Origin of the sequence: Stenotrophomonas sp. PS02298, from assembly GCF_029959445.1 — a bacterium.
In the GTDB taxonomy this organism is placed as follows: Bacteria; Pseudomonadota; Gammaproteobacteria; order Xanthomonadales; family Xanthomonadaceae; genus Stenotrophomonas.
The window spans coordinates 38639-56985 of the sequence record NZ_JASCOR010000007.1 but is presented as its reverse complement, the minus strand read 5'-3'; the positions used below and the strand labels follow the sequence as shown (position 1 = coordinate 56985).

The 18347-nt window shown below is 64.9% G+C and carries 12 protein-coding genes and 2 rRNA genes; 7 read left to right on the top strand and 7 right to left on the bottom strand.

What is annotated here, in order from left to right:
• Positions 1 to 102 (top strand): 5S ribosomal RNA (gene rrf / locus QMX78_RS02420); the annotation flags it as partial.
• Between the two features lie 131 nt (positions 103 to 233).
• A 5S ribosomal RNA gene (gene rrf, locus QMX78_RS02415) occupies positions 234 to 348 on the top strand.
• Positions 349 to 715: 367 nt separating this feature from the next.
• Here rrf (QMX78_RS02415) and QMX78_RS02410 read toward each other — a convergent pair.
• From QMX78_RS02410 to QMX78_RS02390, 5 genes are all read right to left on the bottom strand, one after another.
• On the bottom strand, positions 716 to 1588 hold the full coding sequence (locus tag QMX78_RS02410) for a methylglyoxal synthase (protein WP_282266201.1): 873 nt from the start codon (positions 1586 to 1588) through the stop codon (positions 716 to 718).
• A gap of 328 nt (positions 1589 to 1916) precedes the next feature.
• Positions 1917 to 3362, bottom strand: a complete 1446-nt coding sequence (locus tag QMX78_RS02405) for an FAD-dependent oxidoreductase (protein WP_282266199.1) — start codon at positions 3360 to 3362, stop codon at positions 1917 to 1919.
• A 134-nt stretch (positions 3363 to 3496) separates the two neighbouring features.
• Positions 3497 to 7951 (bottom strand): glutamate synthase large subunit, encoded by a 4455-nt coding sequence (gene gltB, locus QMX78_RS02400; protein WP_282266197.1) that lies wholly within the window; start codon positions 7949 to 7951, stop codon positions 3497 to 3499.
• A 307-nt stretch (positions 7952 to 8258) separates the two neighbouring features.
• Positions 8259 to 8645 (bottom strand): I78 family peptidase inhibitor, encoded by a 387-nt coding sequence (locus QMX78_RS02395; protein ID WP_282266196.1) that lies wholly within the window; start codon positions 8643 to 8645, stop codon positions 8259 to 8261.
• Between the two features lie 202 nt (positions 8646 to 8847).
• Positions 8848 to 9177, bottom strand: coding sequence for a hypothetical protein (locus QMX78_RS02390; RefSeq protein WP_282266193.1), 330 nt, complete (start codon positions 9175 to 9177; stop codon positions 8848 to 8850).
• Positions 9178 to 9703: 526 nt separating this feature from the next.
• Between QMX78_RS02390 and QMX78_RS02385 the strand changes: the two genes are divergently transcribed.
• The 3 genes from QMX78_RS02385 (at position 9704) to QMX78_RS02375 (ending at position 13127) form a co-directional block, all read left to right on the top strand.
• A complete protein-coding gene (locus tag QMX78_RS02385) occupies positions 9704 to 10819 on the top strand; it encodes a saccharopine dehydrogenase NADP-binding domain-containing protein (RefSeq protein WP_282266190.1) in 1116 nt (371 codons plus the stop codon).
• A 97-nt stretch (positions 10820 to 10916) separates the two neighbouring features.
• The gene (locus QMX78_RS02380) at positions 10917 to 11303 is read left to right on the top strand and encodes a BlaI/MecI/CopY family transcriptional regulator (RefSeq protein ID WP_282266187.1); all 387 of its coding nucleotides are present in this window, start codon (positions 10917 to 10919) and stop codon (positions 11301 to 11303) included.
• A gap of 3 nt (positions 11304 to 11306) precedes the next feature.
• Positions 11307 to 13127 (top strand): M56 family metallopeptidase, encoded by a 1821-nt coding sequence (locus QMX78_RS02375; protein ID WP_282266183.1) that lies wholly within the window; start codon positions 11307 to 11309, stop codon positions 13125 to 13127.
• A gap of 182 nt (positions 13128 to 13309) precedes the next feature.
• Here the strand turns inward: QMX78_RS02375 and QMX78_RS02370 are convergent, their stop codons facing one another.
• Together QMX78_RS02370 and QMX78_RS02365 are read right to left on the bottom strand one after the other, a co-directional pair.
• The gene (locus QMX78_RS02370; protein ID WP_282266181.1) at positions 13310 to 14389 is read right to left on the bottom strand and encodes a ribonuclease H-like domain-containing protein; all 1080 of its coding nucleotides are present in this window, start codon (positions 14387 to 14389) and stop codon (positions 13310 to 13312) included.
• Complete coding sequence (locus QMX78_RS02365) at positions 14386 to 16869, bottom strand: DEAD/DEAH box helicase (protein ID WP_282266179.1); 2484 nt, start codon at positions 16867 to 16869, stop codon at positions 14386 to 14388. The genes QMX78_RS02370 and QMX78_RS02365 overlap by 4 nt, the downstream gene beginning before the upstream one ends.
• 202 nt (positions 16870 to 17071) lie before the next feature.
• On the opposite strand from QMX78_RS02365, the gene QMX78_RS02360 reads away from it, so the two are divergent.
• On the top strand, positions 17072 to 17560 hold the full coding sequence (locus QMX78_RS02360) for a hypothetical protein (RefSeq protein ID WP_282266205.1): 489 nt from the start codon (positions 17072 to 17074) through the stop codon (positions 17558 to 17560).
• 76 nt (positions 17561 to 17636) lie between these two features.
• Positions 17637 to 18299 carry a dTMP kinase gene (gene tmk / locus QMX78_RS02355; protein WP_282266178.1) on the top strand — a complete coding sequence of 221 codons (663 nt, stop codon included), beginning with the start codon at positions 17637 to 17639 and terminating at the stop codon, positions 18297 to 18299.
• Positions 18300 to 18347: the final 48 nt, after the last annotated feature.

Below are 18347 nucleotides of genomic sequence, written 5' to 3'. Positions count from 1 at the left end.
GCGCTATGGAACCACCCGATCCCATCCCGAACTCGGAAGTGAAACGTAGCCGCGCCGATGGTAGTGCAGCCTAAGCTGTGCGAGAGTAGGTCATCGTCAGGGTTTTATCTAAGAACCCCGCTGCTCATGCAGCGGGGTTTGTCTTTTTATGTAAGCCAGGCGTTTTTGAGCCTGGCTTTAGTTCCGCAAGGAAACGCATTGGAGCCGGCGCAACGCGCTGCTCAAACCGTCTTCCTGATGAAATTAGCGCTATGAAACCACCCGATCCCATCCCGAACTCGGAAGTGAAACGTAGCTGCGCCGATGGTAGTGCAGCCTAAGCTGTGCGAGAGTAGGTCATCGTCAGGATTTAAACCCAAAACCCCGCTGCCAGAAGCAGCGGGGTTTTTCTTTGCCTGGAGCAAAGACAGGCTTTTGGCAGCGATGGCAGGCTTTTGTGGGAGCGGCGCTGGGTGGCCTAGGGCCATCAGTCGCGAAGCGCGTAGGAACAACGGCGCGGAAAGGCTTGAGCGAAGCCAGAAGCTAAAAGCCAAAGCTCCCCTCATCCCAACCCTTCTCCCGCGGGCGGGAGAAGGGCTTAAGCAACTGCTGGAGCAACAGCCGGAGCAACGGCCAAAGCCAAAGCCAAAGCCAAAGCCAAAGCCAAAGCCAAAGCGTAGGGGGTTCTGCTGGCGTCGCCTGGTGCGCCGATGCCGAGCATGGCTCGGCACTACGGTCAGGCGTTCCGGCGGATCTGCGCGGCTGTTGCCCAGCGGGCAGCAATATTGGGCGCGGTGATGCATACCGCGTCGTCGGTAACCGTGGTCACCGCGCGTTCCAACAACTGGATGTCCGCTTCATGCTGGCGCGCCACATGCGGATCTTCAAAAAAGATCGCGCGTTGGCAGCGGTGCTCAAGCACACGATCGGCAATCTGCGCATCGCCACCGAGCGGGCCGCTCTGGAAGCGGTGGATCCATTCCTGGTCACGTGGCCAGCCGCGGCTCCAGGCCATCTCATTCAAGCGTTGACCGGTGGTACCGGTACCGATGCGGTGTTCGAACTGCGACAACACGTCGAAGTGCTCTGATGCGAAGGCGAGCATCTCTGGCTTGCGCGCATCGTGGGCGATCAGCGCCAGCGTCTGTTTGCTGAAGTCGTGCAGATCATCGGCGCCTGGATCCGGAGCGAAGCCGGCGTGGATGCGTTCCATTTCAATCCAGTCACGAGCGGTGGCCACCGTGGAGATGAAGGGTTTTCCGTGGATGACGCACTGACGCTTGAGTGCGATGGCTTCCGGGAACACCGATGAGGGATCGACCGGGTCAATGAAGTAGATCGCGCCATCGAGTGTGCGCTCCGGGGTGCCCATGCCTACGACTTCGGCCACCAGCTTCATCAATCCGCCTTCGCGGCCGTTTGGGTAGCGCTGAAGTCCGGGGTAATCCTGCAGAGGATGAGTGCTGGCAATGGCGTCGTAGGTGCGGCCAACGGCATGCAACTCCACTCCCAGTTCGCGTATTCCGGTTTCGCTGGCGCGCAGCCAACGGAACAACGCAGCGTCTGCGCTTTCGTGATGGAGACGGTTTGCGGCCAGGCCGATGCGCATTGCTGCTTCTCTTTGTGCGGAGTTTCTGAGTGTAGGGCAGCTGGGTGCCGGCTTGTTGGTGGCGTTGGGGGCAAAGCCAAAGCCAAAGCTCCCCTCATCCGCCCTCCGGGCACCTTCTCCCGCAAGCGGGAGAAGGGAGGTCGTCATTACCTGGCGAACGGACAGTCCAAAGCCGAGGGCCAAATCGAGGTGCCAAGGCCAGTAGCCAAAGCTAACAGCCGAAGCAGCGAGCTCGGCAGCTGTCAGGCAGAAAATGCCGAAGTAATCCCCTCTCCCGTTTCAACGGGAGAGGGGTAGGGGTGAGGGCGCTCTTGGCGCGGCCCCGACCTTACTGTTTCAACAAAGCAACAATGCTCTCAGCTGCATCACGACCTTCAGCTACCGCCGTCACCACCAGGTCCGCGCCGCGAACCGCATCACCACCGGCAAACAGCTTGGCGTTATGGGTCTGGAACGGCAGACGCGTAGCACCACCGGCAATGATGCGACCATTACTGCTGGCCTCCACGCCCTGCGACGAAAGCCATTCCGGCAATGTCGGTGAGAAGCCAAACGCGATGATCACCACATCGGCTTCCAGCAGCGATTCGCTGCCATCAATGGCCACCGCATTGCGGCGACCATTGGCGTCCGGTGCGCTCAACTCGGTTTCGACAACGGTCACGCCGATCACTTCATCGTCCGCGCCAGCCTCAATCGCCAACGGCTGACGGTTGAACAGGAAGCGCACGCCTTCTTCGCGGGCATTGGCAACTTCGCGCGCCGAACCCGGCATGTTGGCTTCATCGCGACGGTAGGCGCAGGTCACCTTGGCCGCGCCCAGGCGGATCGCGCTGCGTACGCAGTCCATGCCGGTGTCACCGCCACCGAGCACCACCACGCGCTTGCCGTTGAGGTCAGGCAGGGCGATCTGGTCTTCCCAGCCGGCAATCGGCCGCCCCTTCGGGTCGTTGCCACTGACGATGCGGCTGTTCTGCACCAAGAAGGGCAGTGCCGGCAGCACGTTCTTCAGATCCTGCCCGATCAGGCCACCGTCGGTGTAACGGTAGGCACCGGTGCCGAGGAACACCGCGTCGTAGTCGGCCTGCAACTGTTCGATGCTGATATCGCGGCCGATCTCCACACCCAGACGGAACTGCACGCCCATGCCTTCGAGGATCTCACGGCGGCGGTCGATCACGCTCTTGTCCAGCTTGAAGCTGGGGATGCCGAACTGCAGCAGGCCACCAATCTGTTCGTAGCGATCGAACACCACGGCCTGCACACCGGCACGCGCCAGGCGATCGGCGCAGGCCAAACCCGCGGGGCCTGCACCAACGACGGCCACGCGCTTGCCGGTGCTCTCAACGGCATGCAGGTCGGGTTTCCAGCCGGTGGCCAGCGCGGTATCGACGATGTACTTCTCGACCGCGCCGATGGTGACCGCGCCGAACTCTTCCAATGTGCAACTGCCTTCGCACAGGCGATCCTGCGGGCAGACGCGGCCGCAGACTTCCGGCAGTGGGTTGGTGGAATGGCAGAGCGTCGCCGCCTCGTGGATGCGGTCTTCCTGCACCAGCTGCAGCCACTGCGGAATGGCGTTGTGCACCGGGCACTTCCAGCTGCAATACGGGTTGCCGCAATCCAGGCAGCGGCCGGCCTGATACTGCGCATCGCCCTTGTCGAATTTTCCGTAGAGCTCGCCCCAATCGCCGGACGTGCGCAATTCCACCGGAATGCGCTGCGGCATGGTGCGGGGCAGATCGAGGAACTGGAAGGCTTGCTTGCGGCTCATGGCGGACTCGTGATGTCTGGGGAGGAGCCCTTCTCCCGCAGGCGGGAGAAGGTGCCCCGAAGGGGCGGATGAGGGGCTTTGAAGCTGCCCTCACCCCAACCCCTCTCCCGCTGGCGGGAGAGGGGCTCTAGCCGTCAGGCGGCGCGACGCAAGGATTCGGCCAGCGACTCGATGCTGGCGGCCTTGGGTTTGACCAGCCAGAACTTGCCGACGTAGTCGCGGAACTCGTCGAGGATCTGCTGCGCCCAGATGCTGCCGGTCAACTCGCGGTGGCGGCCGATCAAGGTGTGCAGGTGCTGGCGATGATTCTCGAAGCCTTCGGTCGAGATGCGGTGGATGTCGATCAGCTCATGGTTGTAGCGGTCGACGAAATCACGGTCGACGTCGAGCACATAGGCCAGGCCACCGGTGAAGCCGGCACCGAAGTTCAGGCCGACCTTGCCAAGCACCGCGACAACACCGTCGGTCATGTACTCGCAGCAGTGGTCGCCAGCACCTTCAATCACCGCCAGTGCGCCGGAGTTGCGCACGCCGAAGCGCTCACCTGCGCGGCCTGCGGCAAATAGCTCGCCGCCGGTCGCGCCGTACAGGCAGGTGTTGCCGATGATGGCGGTGTTGCGTGCCTCGAAGCGGGCGCCGCGCGGCGGACGTACCACCAGGCGGCCGCCAGCCATGCCCTTGCCGACGTAGTCGTTGGCTTCGCCTTCCACTTCCAGGTTCAGGCCGCCGACGTTGAATGCGCCGAAGCTCTGCCCGGCAGTGCCGCGGAAGCGCAGGTTCAACGGTGTTTCGCTCATGCCGTGGTTGCCATGCGCGCGGGCGATGGTGCCGGACAGGCGCGTGCCCACCGAGCGGTCGGTATTGTGGATCAGGAAGCGGTGCTCGCCGCCCTGCTTGTTGGCGATGGCATCGGCGAGCAGGTTGTCCATCTGCGTGGCCAGGCTGTCTGGCGACTGGTACAGGCGCTGCGCGGCGCAATGCGCGCCGTCGTAATGCGCAGGCGCCAGCAGGCGCGACAGGTCGACCTTGACGCCTTCGCGCGGCGACACTTCCAGCTGCTGCAGCAGATCGGTGCGGCCGACGATCTCATCCAGCGAACGCACGCCCAGATACGACAGCCACTCGCGCACTTCCTCGGCCAACAGGCGGAAGAAGTTCTCCACGCGTTCCGGCAGGCCGGTGAAGTAGCCGGCACGCAGGCGCTCGTCCTGGGTGGCGACGCCGGTGGCACAGTTGTTGAGATGGCAGATGCGCAGGTATTTGCAGCCGAGCACGATCATCGGGCCGGTGCCGAAGCCGAAGCTGTCGGCGCCGAGCAGTGCGGCCTTGACCACATCCAGGCCGGTCTTCAGGCCACCGTCGGTCTGCAGGATGGTGCGGCTGCGCAGGTCGTTGCCGACCAGTGCCTGGTGCGATTCGGCCACGCCCAGTTCCCACGGCACGCCGGCATAGCGGATCGAACTGATCGGCGAGGCACCGGTGCCGCCGTCGTGGCCGGATACGGTGATCAGGTCGGCGCCGGCTTTCACCACGCCGGCAGCAATGGTGCCGACGCCGGCATGCGAGACCAGTTTCACCGACACCAGTGCATCCGGATTGACCTGCTTCAGGTCGTAGATGAGCTGTGCCAGATCCTCGATCGAATAGATGTCGTGGTGCGGCGGCGGCGAGATCAGGCCGATGCCCGGCTTGGCGTAACGCAGGCGCGCGATCAGTTCGTTGACCTTGTGGCCGGGCAGCTGGCCACCTTCGCCGGGCTTGGCGCCCTGCGCGACCTTGATCTGCAGCACTTCGGCATTTACCAGGTATTCGGCGGTGACGCCAAAGCGGCCGGAGGCGACCTGCTTGATCTTGGAACGCTTCTCGGTGCCATAGCGGGCAGGATCTTCGCCGCCTTCGCCGGAGTTGGAGCGGCCGCCGAGGCGGTTCATCGCGATCGCCAGCGCTTCATGCGCTTCCGGCGACAGTGCGCCCAACGAGATCGCAGCGGTATCGAAACGCTTGAACAGCGCTTCGGCCGGTTCCACCTCGTCCAGCGGCACCGGCGTTGCCGCCGGCTTGAGCTGCAGCAGATCGCGCAGCGCCGAGGTCGGGCGCGAATGCACCGCATCCATGTACTTGCGCCAGTCTTCGGCATGGCCAGTACGCGAGGCACGCTGCAGCGTCATCACCACATCCGGGTTGTACATGTGGTATTCGCCGCCATGCACGTACTTGAGCAGGCCGCCGACTTCCGGCTGCGCCAGATCATTCCATGCGCGCACGGTGAGCTCGCGTGCTTCGGTATCCAGACGCGCCAGGCCAACGCCGCCGATGCGGGCGGCGGTATCCGGGAAGCACAGTTCAACCACATCCGGGTCGAGACCGACGATCTCGAACAGCTGCGCGCCGCGATAACTGGCAATGGTGCAGATGCCCATCTTGGAGATGATCTTGCTCAGACCCTTGTAGATGCCCTTGCGGTAGCTGCGGCCGATCTGCGAGACCTCACCACCCTTCTTCAACTGCAGGATGCCGCGCCGGCCCAGGTCGAACAGCGTCTGGTAGGCCAGGTACGGATACACCGCAGTCGCACCAAAGCCCAGCAGACAAGCCATGTGGTGCGCATCGCGGGCGGTGCCGGTCTCCAGGATCAGGTTGACGTCGCAGCGCAGCCCGACCTTGGACAGATGATGATGCACGGCGCTGGTAGCCAGCAGTGCATGCACCATCGGCCGGTCGGCGACCGGGTAGCGGTCGGACAGCAGCAGCATCACCACGCCATCGCGTGCGGCCTGCTCGCACTCGGCGCAGATGCGCTCGATGCCGGCTTTCAAACCTTCCTCGACGCTATAGGACAGGTCGATCAAACGGTTGCGCTCGACGTACTGCTCCATCTTCAGCAACTGGCGCAGCTTGCGCTGGCTCAGCACCGGCGAGTTGAGGATGACGTGGTTCACCGTCTCCGCGCCGGCGTGGAAGATGTTGGTCTCCTTGCCGAGCTGGGTGGTCAGCGACATCGCGCATTCTTCGCGCAGCGGATCGATCGGCGGGTTGGTGACCTGCGCGAAGGCCTGGCGGAAGTAGTCGTACAGCGGGCGGGTGTGGCGGCTGAGCACGGCGATGGGGGTGTCATCGCCCATCGAGCCGGTGGCTTCCTGCCCGGTTTCGGCCAGCGGCCGCAGCACCTGTTCCAGTTCCTCGGTCGTGAGCTGGAACAGCTTGTGGTAACTGCGCAGCGTCGCTTCGTCGAACGGCTCCTCGGCCAGCGAGGGATCGATCAACTCGGTCTGCAGGTAGGTCACACCCTGGTGCAGCCATTGCTTGTAGGGCGCACGCGCACGGTTGATGCGGTCGATGGCTTCGGAATCGAGCAGGTCACCACGCTTGAGATCGATGGCCATCATCTGGCCCGGACCGAGCTTGCCTTTGCGCACCACGCGCTCGGTCGGCACTTCCCATACGCCGGCTTCGGAGGCGACCAGGAAGTGGCGGTCGGAAGTCAGCATCCAGCGCGCTGGGCGCAGGCCATTGCGGTCCAGCGTGCAGGCGGCGTAGCGGCCGTCGCAGGCGACGATGCCGGCCGGGCCATCCCACGGCTCGCTGTTCAAGCCATAGAACTCATAGAACGCGGCGAGGTCGGCGTCCTTGAATTCCAACGATTGCGTTGCCGGTGGCACCAGGATGCGCAGCGCCTGGATCAACTCCATGCCACCGGCCACCATCAGCTCCAGCATGTTGTCCATGCTCTGCGAATCGGAACCGTGCATCGAGATCACCGGGTCGAGCTCGGCGATGTCGAACTTCGGCGTCTTCCACACCTTGCTGCGCGCCTGCGCCCAGTGGCGGTTGCCTTCGATGGTGTTGATCTCGCCGTTGTGGGCGAGCATGCGGAACGGATGGGCAAGCGGCCAGCGCGGCATGGTGTTGGTGGAGAAGCGCTGGTGGAACACCACCACGCTCGATGCCAGTTCGTGGCGCTGCAGGTCCGGGTAGAACGTGCTCAGCTTGTCCGGCAGCACCATGCCCTTGTAGCTGATGGCCTCGGCGCTGAGCGTGGTGATGTAGTAATCAGCAACGTCGCGCAGTGTCTGTTCGCTGCGGCGGCGGGCCATGAACAGGGCCAGTGCGAATTGCTCGGCGCTCTGCTCGATGTCGGCATCGACGAACACCTGTTCGATCTTCGGCAGCGTGTCGCGCGCCAACTGGCCACAGACGCTGTCATCGGTTGGCACCTCACGCCAGCCACGCGGATGGCAGCCGGCGCTGCGCAGTTGCGCATCCAGTTCGGCACGACATCGCTGCGCGGCGTCAGCATCGTGTGGCAGGAACACCACGCCAGCAGCAAAGTTGGGGCCGAGTGCGATGCCAGCTTCTTCGGCCAGCTGGCGCAGGAACACCGTGGGTTTGCGCAGCAGCAGGCCGCAGCCGTCGCCGGTGAGCCCGTCGGCTGCAACACCACCGCGGTGGGTCATGCGCGACAGGGCGGCGATGGCGGTATCCACCAACAGGCGCGATGGCTGGTCGTCGAGCTGGGCGACCATGCCGAAACCACAGGCGTCGCGTTCGTCTTGCGGGTCGTAAAGCCCTTGCGGGGTGCGGACTGCCATCTGTGCCTCGGTGCGATTCAGGTGAGCGGCGACACTCTTGCCCGCTCGCAGAGCACGTCATGCCTATCAGATGGTTCGCGCCGTGCTGCCGCACGTGCTGTTGGGATAAGACCCGGCGCACGCCCTGATGGCGTCTTACGCCTGACCCAAGCGCCCTCGCGCCCATCCAATGCACATGATGTGCTCAACCTGGAGCGCACCTTGAGGTCACCGGATGGTTCGACTAAATCACAGTTGTTGCAACGCCGCAATACATCGTTGCGAGCGCAACCAAAGCCTTGCCCAGCAAGGCTTTGGCGCTGCCAATTCAGCCGCAGCGGACGCCGCTGACCGCGCCCTTTTCATCCAGTTCGATGTTCAGGCGCTCGCCGATGAACTCCATCGTGACCGGCTGGTTGGGCTTGAGCACGCGCACGTCGGTGGCACCGGCGTCTTCCTTGGCCTGGGCCTGCATGGCATCGGTATAGGTCTGTCCGACCAGACCCTGCACCTGGCTGGCGTCGCAGGCGCCCGGCGGCGGCGTGGCTTCAGCGGGCGCTGCGGCGGCTTCAGCGGCCTGCTGGGATTGGTTCAGTGCCTCATCCTGTTCTTCCGGGGCCGGCTTTGTGCAGCCGCTCAGGGCCAGCAGCAGTGCAGCGGTGGCAATCAGGGCGGCGGGGCGGCGCAGGGCGCGCGGCGTCGACGGGAATTGCATCGGAACTCCAAGCTATTGAGGGTCAGCCCAAGCATATCGCCAAGTGAGGAAGTGTTGACACTGCGTCGCACCAGATTGCGCGACACTGCTGCGTAGCTGTCTCTGTTGAGGACGCGAGCGGCACAGTTTTACCGCGGAGAACCGCCGCAGGCCGTTCCACGCTGTGTTGCACAGGTCAACCTGCGTTTCGACAGCCGGCGTTTCAACCGCAACGCAGCGCGGTGATGTTGTTGGTTCGGCCCACTTCGATGGTCAGGCGCTCACCCCCCGTCGATGCCTGGGTCTGGATGGAGGCCGCGCTGTCGGGTTGGTCGTTGCCGCGCACCACCTGCACCTGCAGGCTGTCGCTGTCCACGCGCGCGCGCTCGACGGTATCAGGCCCGGCGGCAAGGCCGACCGCACCGCGCACCATGTCGGTATGGCATTGGCCGGAGATGACACCATCGATGGGTTGCACCTGACTGACCCGGGTGGTGCTGCAGGCAGTGGCGACGATGGCGCTGAAACTGGCGATGACCAGCATCCGGTACATGGCGGACTCCAGGTGGTGGTATGCATGCAGGGTGCGATTGTTTGCGTAAGAGCGGGATGAAGAGCCCTGGTTCCGACGGAGCGCTGCGCATCCACTCCCTCCCTTTCGCGCAGCGAAGGGGAGGGGCAAAGCCTCCCTCCCTTGCATCAAGCGCAGCGGACCTGCTCCCTCCCTTGCGCAACGCGCAGGGGAGGGTTGGGGAGGGGGGCTTTTCGCTGGAACGTCGAACCACGAGCACAAGCAACGGCCAAAGCCACTCCCTCCCAACCTCCCCCTGGGCTACGTCAAAGGGGAGGGGCAAAGCCTCCCTCCCTTGCATCAAGCGCAGCGGACCTGCTCCCTCCCTTGCGCAACGCGCAGGGGAGGGTTGGGGAGGGGTGCTCTTCGCTGGAACGCCGAACCACGAGCACAAGCAACGGCAAAAGCCACCCCTCCCAACCTCCCGCTTGGCTACGTCAAAGGGGAGGGACCAACTCAGTTCATTCCTCGCTGATAATCCACCCAGCAATCAACGCAGGAAGATCCGATGTCGCAGCAGGAAAGCTGTCGTGTTCTGGTGTTGGGCGGTTACGGTCATTTCGGCGCGCGCATCGTGCGTGCGCTTGCGATCACGCCAGGCATCAAAGTCATAGCCGCGGGCCGCAACCCAGCGCAGGCTGCGGCGCATCTACCCGGTGTGGATCTGGCGGCCATCGAGATGTGCAGGCTGGATACCGCCGCAGCTGATTTCGCAGCGCAGCTTGCAGCCACGCGAGCTGCACTGGTCATCCACACAGCCGGTCCTTTCCAAGGCCAGGGCTACGACGTGGCTCAGGCCTGCCTGCGCGCGGGTATGCATTACATCGACCTGGCCGACGGTCGCGATTTCGTCGCGGATTTCCCGCAGCAGCTGCAGGCCTTGGCCGAACAGACACAACGCAGCGCGATCAGCGGCGCCAGCACCTTGCCGGCGCTGTCCAGCGCAGTCGTGGACGCACTCGCCCCGCAGTTCGATCAACTGCACAGCATCGACATGGTGATCGCACCCGCGCAGGCCACGCCCTTGGGCATGGCCACGGTGCGCGCGGTGCTGTCGTATTGCGGCAAGCCGTTCGAGTGCTGGGTGGATGGTCGCTGGCAGACCGTGGTCGGCTGGGCCGATCCGCAGCCGGTGCGCTTCGCACGTATCGGTCCGCGCCTGGCCTCGCCCTGCGATGTGCCGGATCACACATTGCTGGTGCAACGCTATCCAGGCGTGGCGACCGTGCGCTTCCGTGCGGCGCTGGAGTTGCCCTTCCTGTCGCGTTGCCTGGCTGCGATGGCCTGGCTTCGCCGCGTTGGCCTGCCATTGCCGATGGAAGCCTTGGCCGGCGTGTTCGCCCGAGCAGGGCGCTGGTTCGATCGCTTCGGCACTGATCTTGGCGGCATGCGAATCACTTTGCGTGGTCAGCGCGGTGGCCTGCAGCACACCGTGCATTGGGATTTGACCGCGCCAATGCTGCACGGCCCGGAGATTCCGACCCTCGCGGCCGTGCTGCTGGCGCGCCGCGTTGCCCGTGGTGAGGCGCTGCCGACCGGTGCCCATGCCTGTCTCGGTCTACTTAGCCTGGCCGAGTTTGAAAGCGAGTTCGCACGCTGGCAGATCGACAGCGCGGTCAGCTGAATCATTCAGCCCGGCAGCGGACAGGGTGCCATCCGGGCTATTGACTACAAATGTAGGCAGATCTACCGTGACGACAAATGTAGTCACGGAGACGGCCATGCGCCGCAAGACCATCGGGGACCAGGAACTGGCCCTGTTGCAGTACATCGGAGAGAACGAACCCACCAGCGTCGGCGAGGTTGCCGCGCGCTTCGGTGAGGCCCGCGGGCTGGCCCGCTCCACCGTGCTGACGATGATGGAGCGCCTGCGCACCAAGGGTTACCTGCAGCGCGAGCAGGACGAAGGCGTGTACCGCTACAGCTCCACCGCCGAACAGCAGGACGTGGTCAACGGCGCGGTCGGCAGCTTCGTCGAGAAGACCCTGCAGGGCTCGATCTCGCCCTTCGTGGCGTGGATGTCGGAGAAAGCCGAGGTCAGCGACAACGAACTGGCCGAACTGGAAGCGCTGGTCAGCAAGCTGCAGTCGCAGCGCCGGGAGGACTGAGCCATGTCGATGACGCTCGAGTTGTTGGGCAGCCGCCTGTTGGCGACCAGCGTGCAGACTGCGCTGTTGGCCGGGCTGGTGTGGCTGCTGTGCCGCTACGTGCGACGCCTGCCGGCCAGCACCCAGTGCGCGCTGTGGTGGCTGGTGGCGGTGCAGGCCGTGGTTGGCCTGTTCTGGGCGTCACCGCTGGAGTTGCCGCTGCTGCCTGCCGTCGATGCTGCACCGATGGTGGCGCAGGCTGCAGTGACCGCTGCACCGGTGGCTACCGCGCCGCTCATCGTGATGCAGCCCTTGCCGGCGGACAGCAGTTGGTCATGGAGCCTGGTGCTGATGGCGATGTGGGCTGCTGGCGTACTGGTGATGGCATTGCGCACTGCGCTGGCGTATCGCGCCAGTCGTGCCCTGCTGCGTGCCGCACTGCCCTGCCACGATCACAAGCTCAACGCGGCGCTTGCGCTTGCCGCCGATGCGCATGGCCTGCGCCGCGCACCGCGCTTGATGCTCAGCTCTGCGATCGACTCGCCGCAGCTGATTGGCCCATGGCGTCCGGTGCTGCTGCTGCCAGCGCGTGGCCTGCAGCGCATGGGTGACGACCAGCTGGACATGGCGCTGACTCACGAACTCGTGCATCTGCAACGCCATGACCTGTGGTTGGGATTGGTGCCTGCAGTTGCCCAGCACCTGTTCTTCTTCAACCCGGTGGTGCACCTGGCTGCCCGCGAATACGGCATTGCCCGCGAAGCCGCGGTGGATGCCGCGGTGGTCGCTGGTGACCGGCACTGCCGCCAACACTACGGACGCCTGCTGTTGCAGTTGGGCGTTGCTCCCCGGCCGGGCGCTGGTTTGGCCAGCGCGTCGCCGACCTTCCTCAGCCTCAAGCGGAGATTGCTCATGTTGCAGGACACTTCTTCCTTCCCGCGCGTCGGTGCGGCCTTGATCATTGCCGCCGTCGCCCTGGTCGGCGTGGCACCGTTGCGGCTGGTGGCGATGCCGGTACCGCCCGCGCCGCCGGCACCACCCGCACCTGTGGCAGCGCCCGTCGCCCCGGTTGCGCCAACTGCACCGGTTGCACGTTCGGTGTCGCGCACGGTGGTTGCTGGTGCTGCGGTACCCGCCGCCCCGCCTGCACCGCCCGCTCCACCGGCGCTGGTCGTGCCCCCCGCCCCGCCTGCCGCCCCGCCCGCACCCGCTGAACCATTGCGTACGCAAGGTGTGATCCACCTTTCCAGCAACCAGAACGCCGATGGTTATGTATTGATCAAGGGCAACCACAACGTCATGAATGGCAGCGTCGCCGACCTGCGCGAAGCCAAGCAACTGGACGACGGCAAGGGCGTGCTGCTGGTGCGTCGTGATGGCAAGCGCTATGTGGTGCGCGATGCGGCAACCTTGTCGCGCTTTCAGGGGTTGTATGCCGAAAGCGTGCGTCTGGGTGATGCGCAGGGCCGCCTGGGTGACCGGCAGGGAGCCTTGGGCGACCGCCAGGGGCAGATCGGTGAGCGCATGGGCGAGATCGGCGCACGGATTGGTGAGCTGGCGAGTGAGCAGGCGGAGTTGGCACTGAGTTCGGGTGAACGCAGCGATGCACAGCGCCGCGCATACGAAGCAGCGCGTCGCAAGCTTGACCAGGCCCGCGAGGAAATGGACAACCCGGCGATGCGTGCGGAGATGGAAAGCCTGGCTGCGCAGCAGAGGGAATTGGGCAAGCAGCAGGCCGAGCTGGGCCGGCAGCAGGCGGCGGCCAGTGCCAAGGCCAATCGTGATGCGGATCAGATGATCCGCGAAGCGATCAGCAGCGGAATCGCGCAGCCGCTTGGTGGTTGATGTTCTGGGAGGGTTTGCTGTGGCTTGGTTTGGAGCTCAAGCAGAAGTACCCCTCCCCAACCCTCCCCTTCGCTTTCAGCGAAAGGGAGGGAGCAGAGCTTGGCCCCCTCCCTTTGGCATAGCCAAGGGGAGGGCTGGGGAGGGGTAGGCTCTACAAGCAGAGCCTGACGAGCAACCGAAAATCAGCCCTCAGCCTCCAGCGCCAATTCCGCCCGCTCATCCGCTTCCGCCTGTACCAGGCGCAGGAACAGCAGCGCCAAAGTCACCACGTCCTGGTGATTGTGTTCACCAACACGACGCAGATTACGCGCGCTGCCGCCACGCAGATAACTCAACCACGCCGCAGGCGCTTCCGAACCCGGCAAGTCATCCTCGCGCGCTATCAGCAACAGTTGCCGCTCGATGGTCGCCAAGCGACAGTTTTCCCAGGTGCCGCGATAGCGACGGCGAGTAGGGAACAGCAGATCAACATGATCCAGCGCGGAAATCGGATCACCACGCCGCGCCAAACGGTAACGCGTCTTCAACAGCGGTGCGTCGTAACAGCGGCCGTTGTAACTGGACAGCACCGTGCTCGGTGACAACCAACTGGCGAACAACTCCAGCATCGCGCTCTCCGCGCCCATCGTCGACATCAGCAGCTGGCGCACGCGCAGGCCTTCGCCGCGCGCTGCATCGTGATGCCAGTCGGCGGCGCCGATCATGAAGGCGCGGGTTCCGGTGCCGCCGGCCAGGCCGGTGGTCTCGGTATCGAAGAACAGCAGGTCCTGCGGCGCGACAGTTTCTTCAGGGCGCTTGCTGAAAGCCAACGACAGCGGTTGCGTTGGAATCGCCTGCGGGATGAAGGCTTCGATCAGATGCAGTCCGGGGGCGATCTCGGTGCCGGGTAGATCGCGATCAACCGGGCCACGTTCGACTGGCTGCGCCGGCGCGATGGCGCGATTGCGTGTGGCCAACAAGCGACGCAGCGCAGCGCCATCCTGCGGTACTGCAGGTTTGTGCTGGATCTGATCGACCCAGCCGAATACCGAGGATTCCGTCTTCGGCTCTTGTAGGAGCGGCGTAAGCCGCGAAGCCGGTGTAGTTTCCGCAGCCGATGAAGAACCAGATGCATCCGGAGCAACCGGCTCTGCTGCGGCTTCCACCATCGGTGGCTTCGCGGCTGACGCCGCTCCTACAACAGCTGCGGGCCCTGCAGGCGGCGCCGTCGCCAGCCCCGCCTGTTTACGCAGGGCCTTCAATATGTCCAGGCTGATGCTCATGGCAGCAGGTCGATGGCCTCGTCCATGACGATGGTCGGCACCTGGTCGCAACGCTCGGCAGACAGCAGCGACAACACGGTCAATGCCAATGAGCGTGGTGTCGGTCCCTTGTCATCTTCCTGCGCAGCCAGCACCGGACCAACGCAGGCCGGGCAGCCGGCATTGCAGTCGCAACGCTCCACCAACTCCAACGCGCGCTGCACCAGCTCGCCCTGGCGCTGCCACAGCGGTTCGCTCAGGCCCACGCCACCGGGGAAGTTGTCGTACAGGTAGACCGTGGGGACGAAACTCTGCATCAGCTCCACCGTGGCTTCGCCGGCTTCATTGCCACGCAGCTGGCCACGGCCGGTCTGGTCGGCGACCGCAAACCAGGCACCATCGCCATTGCCCACGGCTTTCTGCAGATCGCGCGCATCGGCCATCACTGCCACGGTCGCAACGATGTGCAGCGCATAAGCGGCACCGAGGAAACCATCCAGCGCGTCCTGCTTCTGCGCGAAGCTGCGCAGCAGCGTGGCCTGCGGCAGCTGCCACCAGACCGAGGTGGTATGCAGTTCCTGGTCGGGCAGGTTGACCGGGCCGTAGCCGATGTTCTCGTGGGTGTAGTAGCGGATCTTCTTGTAGCCGGCCACGCGTCGCACCACGTGCACTTCGCCGTGGTGCGAATCACCACGCCCGGCGCCATTGCCGTCAAAGCGGTCCAGTACCTTGAGCTTGGTGTAGTCGATGCTGTCGGTGTAGTAGTCGACGTGCGTGCGGGTCACGTAGGCCTTGCGGCCGTCCCAGTCCAGCCGCTCCACCTGGTACGGCGTGCTCTGCACCATGTGGATGGCGCCTTCGTACAGGGTCAACGCGGCGGCGGAGTAATCCACCTCGGCGATGATCTGCTGCTTGCCGTCGCTGCGGTCCACCACCACGAAGTTGCCGTCGGCAACCGCGCGCAGGCTCACCGCATTGGCGGGATAGCTGTCGGCGATCCATTCCCAGCGGTCGCCCTCCTGATGCACCACTTCGGTCTCGGCCAAGGCCTGCAGGAACACCAGCGGATCGATCGGCCCGAACGGTTCGCCGGCCAGGAACGGCAGCTCGAATGCAGCGCAGCGGATGTGATCGAACAGGATCAGCGGCTGGTCCGGCGAAATGCGTGCGTGCTCGGGCGTTGCGTTGGCGAAGAAGTCCGGATGCCGCACCACGTACTGGTCCAGCGGCTGGCTGCTGGCCACCATCACACCCAGCGCGGCCTGCTGACGACGACCGGCGCGGCCGAAGCGCTGCCATGTCGCCGCAACGCTGCCGGGGTAGCCGTTGAGGATGACCACGTCGAGCGCGCCGATATCCACGCCCAGCTCCAGCGCCGAGGTGCTGACGATGCCGTCGATGTTGCCGGCGCGCATCGCCCGTTCCACCTCGCGGCGCTCGGTCGGCAGGTAACCACCGCGGTAGGCGCGGATGCGTGCCGGCTTGCGCGGGTCGTTGTCGAAGATGTCCTTCAGGTACTTGGTCAGCACTTCAACCATCAAGCGCGTCTGTGCGAACACCAAGGTCTTCAGGCCACTCTTGATCGCGATGCGGGCGATGCGGTTGGCCTGTGAGCGTGCCGAGGCGCGCAGGCCAAGATCCGGGTTGATCACCGGCGGGTTCCACAGCAGCACGTGCTTGGGCCCGGTCGGTGCGCCGGACTCGGTGATCGCATGCACCTTCTCTTCCACCAGCGCCTCGGCATGCGCATGCGGGTTGCCGATGGTCGCCGAGCACAGGATGAACTGCGGTTGCACGCCATAGAACGCGCAGATGCGCTTGAGCCGCCGCAGCACGTTGGTGACGTGGCTACCGAACACGCCGCGATAGGTATGGATCTCGTCGATCACCACATAACGCAGGTTCTCGAAGAACTGCGCCCACTTGGTGTGATGCGGCAGGATGGCCTGGTGCAGCATGTCCGGGTTGCTGACCACGATGTCGCCATGCAGGCGGATCGCCTGCCGCGCATCGCCGGGCGTATCGCCGTCGAAGGTGAACGCCTTGACGCCGAGGTCACCGGCGCGGTTGAGCTCCAGCAGCTCGGCCACCTGGTCCTGCGCCAGCGCTTTGGTCGGGAACAGGTACAAGGCCTTGGCATTGCCCTGCATCGCCGCGCTGACCACCGGCAAGGTGTAGCACAGCGATTTGCCGGAGGCGGTAGGTGTGACGATGGCGACGTGCTCGCCACGCTGGCTGGCGTCCCAGGCCTCGGCCTGGTGCGAGTACAGCTGTTCGATGCCGCGCGCCTTCAATGCGGCTTTCAGCGCCTCGGGCACGTCATCGGGAATCGGCGCATAGCTGCCTTCGCGGCCGGGAAGGGTGAAGCTGCCGGTGACCCGGTCCTTGTAGCGCCGGGCCAGGCGCTGGCCGAGCAGCGAGCCGTCACGCGAGGGCAGGCCATCGGTGGTTGCCAGCGCCCGTTCGCTGGCTTCGGTGCGGGGAGCGAGGGAGAACGCCATGCACGCAACTGCCGATCAAAGAACATATGGAAGCATATTGGTGTCTCACGCCGTGAGACCCATTGGGATTACGACATGCTGAACGGACGCCGGCGTTCCAACAAAATGTGAAGGACTGCCTGCGTATGCTGCAGGCGACGCGCAACAGGCAGGGTGGGTGGCTGTGGCATTACCGGCAAAATGGAGCATATGGTTGGCCGGCATGATGCTGGCGGGGACGGCGCAGGCACAGCAGGCCGTGCCTGCAAGCACAGCGGCCTCGCCCCCCGGGGCCGTGGTGGTTCAACCCGAAGATGCCGACAACGCGCAAACCGATCCGAATGATGTCGTGGAGGTGCCGGCGCAAGGCAACGTCACCACCCTGGGCGAAGTACGCGCCATCAAGCCCGAAGATGACGAGCCGCTGGACCTGTATCGCTTCAAGAACCCGGTGCAGGCCGCGCCCAATCGCTTCAGCAAGAACTGGAGCGAGCCGCCGACGCCCGAGCAGGTCGGCATGAGTGGCGGCTACCTGATGATGGGCATCGGCTATGGCCTGATGAAGGCCGCGCAGGGCCTGAACAAGCTCACCGGCGGCCCCGACCAGATCCAGTCCGCGATCGCCCGGCCACCGCCGGAGCTGACCGAGGACGAGCAGCGGCGGGCGGCCGACTACTGCGCGATCAACGGCTGCACCGTGCCGGAACGCTGATACGGGGCTGTTCCTGGCATGGAGGCCGCGACGTCAAGCCGCGCGGTATCGGCCGGATCCGATTAAAGTAGCGCCCATGGATAACCAACAGATTCCCGGCGGCCTGCTCATTGCCATCGAAGGCATTGATGGCGCTGGCAAGACCACGCTTGCCCACACACTGGCCCAGCACCTGCGCGCTGCAGGGGCACAGGTCGTGCTGGGCAAGGAACCGACCAACGGCCCGTGGGGCACCCGCCTGCGCGCCACCGCCGCTACCGGCCGGCTGAGCCCGGAGCAGGAGGTCGAATACCTGCTGCACGACCGCCGCCAGCACGTGGAAGAGGTGATCACCCCGGCCCTGTCCCGTGGCGAGATCGTCATCCTCGACCGCTACTTCCCGTCGATGGTTGCCTATCAGGGCGCCGCCGGCCTGCCGCTGGACGAGATGCTGCAGGCCAACGACTTCGCGCCGCGCCCGAATTTGCTGCTGTTGCTCGACCTGCAGCCGGAGCAGGGCCTGGAGCGCATCCGCGCGCGTGGCGACAAGCCCAACCACTTCGAAACCGCGCAGAACCTGGAGCGTTGCCGACTGATCTTCCAGCAGCTGGAGCTGCCCAACAAGCAGATTATCGACGCCAGCCGCAACGAAGCCGAAGTGCTGCGCGATGCGCATGCGGCGATTGCCGCGGCCTTGGCGTTGCGCGTGGGTGAAGCGGGTGCACAGCTGCTGCAGAACGTGCAGGGTTTGGAGCTGTAGAAAGCAGTCGTAGCTGGCAGCGCCCGTATCCCACGTTGTGGGAGCGGC

Excerpts from the sequence above, each read along its gene's own strand:
- QMX78_RS02410 (WP_282266201.1), bottom strand. The coding sequence starts at position 1,588 with ATGCGCATCGGCCTGGCCGCAAACCGTCTCCATCACGAAAGCGCAGAC.
- QMX78_RS02405 (WP_282266199.1), bottom strand. The coding sequence starts at position 3,362 with ATGAGCCGCAAGCAAGCCTTCCAGTTCCTCGATCTGCCCCGCACCATG.
- gltB (WP_282266197.1), bottom strand. The coding sequence starts at position 7,951 with ATGGCAGTCCGCACCCCGCAAGGGCTTTACGACCCGCAAGACGAACGC.
- QMX78_RS02395 (WP_282266196.1), bottom strand. The coding sequence starts at position 8,645 with ATGCAATTCCCGTCGACGCCGCGCGCCCTGCGCCGCCCCGCCGCCCTG.
- QMX78_RS02390 (WP_282266193.1), bottom strand. The coding sequence starts at position 9,177 with ATGTACCGGATGCTGGTCATCGCCAGTTTCAGCGCCATCGTCGCCACT.
- QMX78_RS02385 (WP_282266190.1), top strand. The coding sequence starts at position 9,704 with ATGTCGCAGCAGGAAAGCTGTCGTGTTCTGGTGTTGGGCGGTTACGGT.
- QMX78_RS02380 (WP_282266187.1), top strand. The coding sequence starts at position 10,917 with ATGCGCCGCAAGACCATCGGGGACCAGGAACTGGCCCTGTTGCAGTAC.
- QMX78_RS02375 (WP_282266183.1), top strand. The coding sequence starts at position 11,307 with ATGTCGATGACGCTCGAGTTGTTGGGCAGCCGCCTGTTGGCGACCAGC.
- QMX78_RS02370 (WP_282266181.1), bottom strand. The coding sequence starts at position 14,389 with ATGAGCATCAGCCTGGACATATTGAAGGCCCTGCGTAAACAGGCGGGG.
- QMX78_RS02365 (WP_282266179.1), bottom strand. The coding sequence starts at position 16,869 with ATGGCGTTCTCCCTCGCTCCCCGCACCGAAGCCAGCGAACGGGCGCTG.
- QMX78_RS02360 (WP_282266205.1), top strand. The coding sequence starts at position 17,072 with ATGATGCTGGCGGGGACGGCGCAGGCACAGCAGGCCGTGCCTGCAAGC.
- tmk (WP_282266178.1), top strand. The coding sequence starts at position 17,637 with ATGGATAACCAACAGATTCCCGGCGGCCTGCTCATTGCCATCGAAGGC.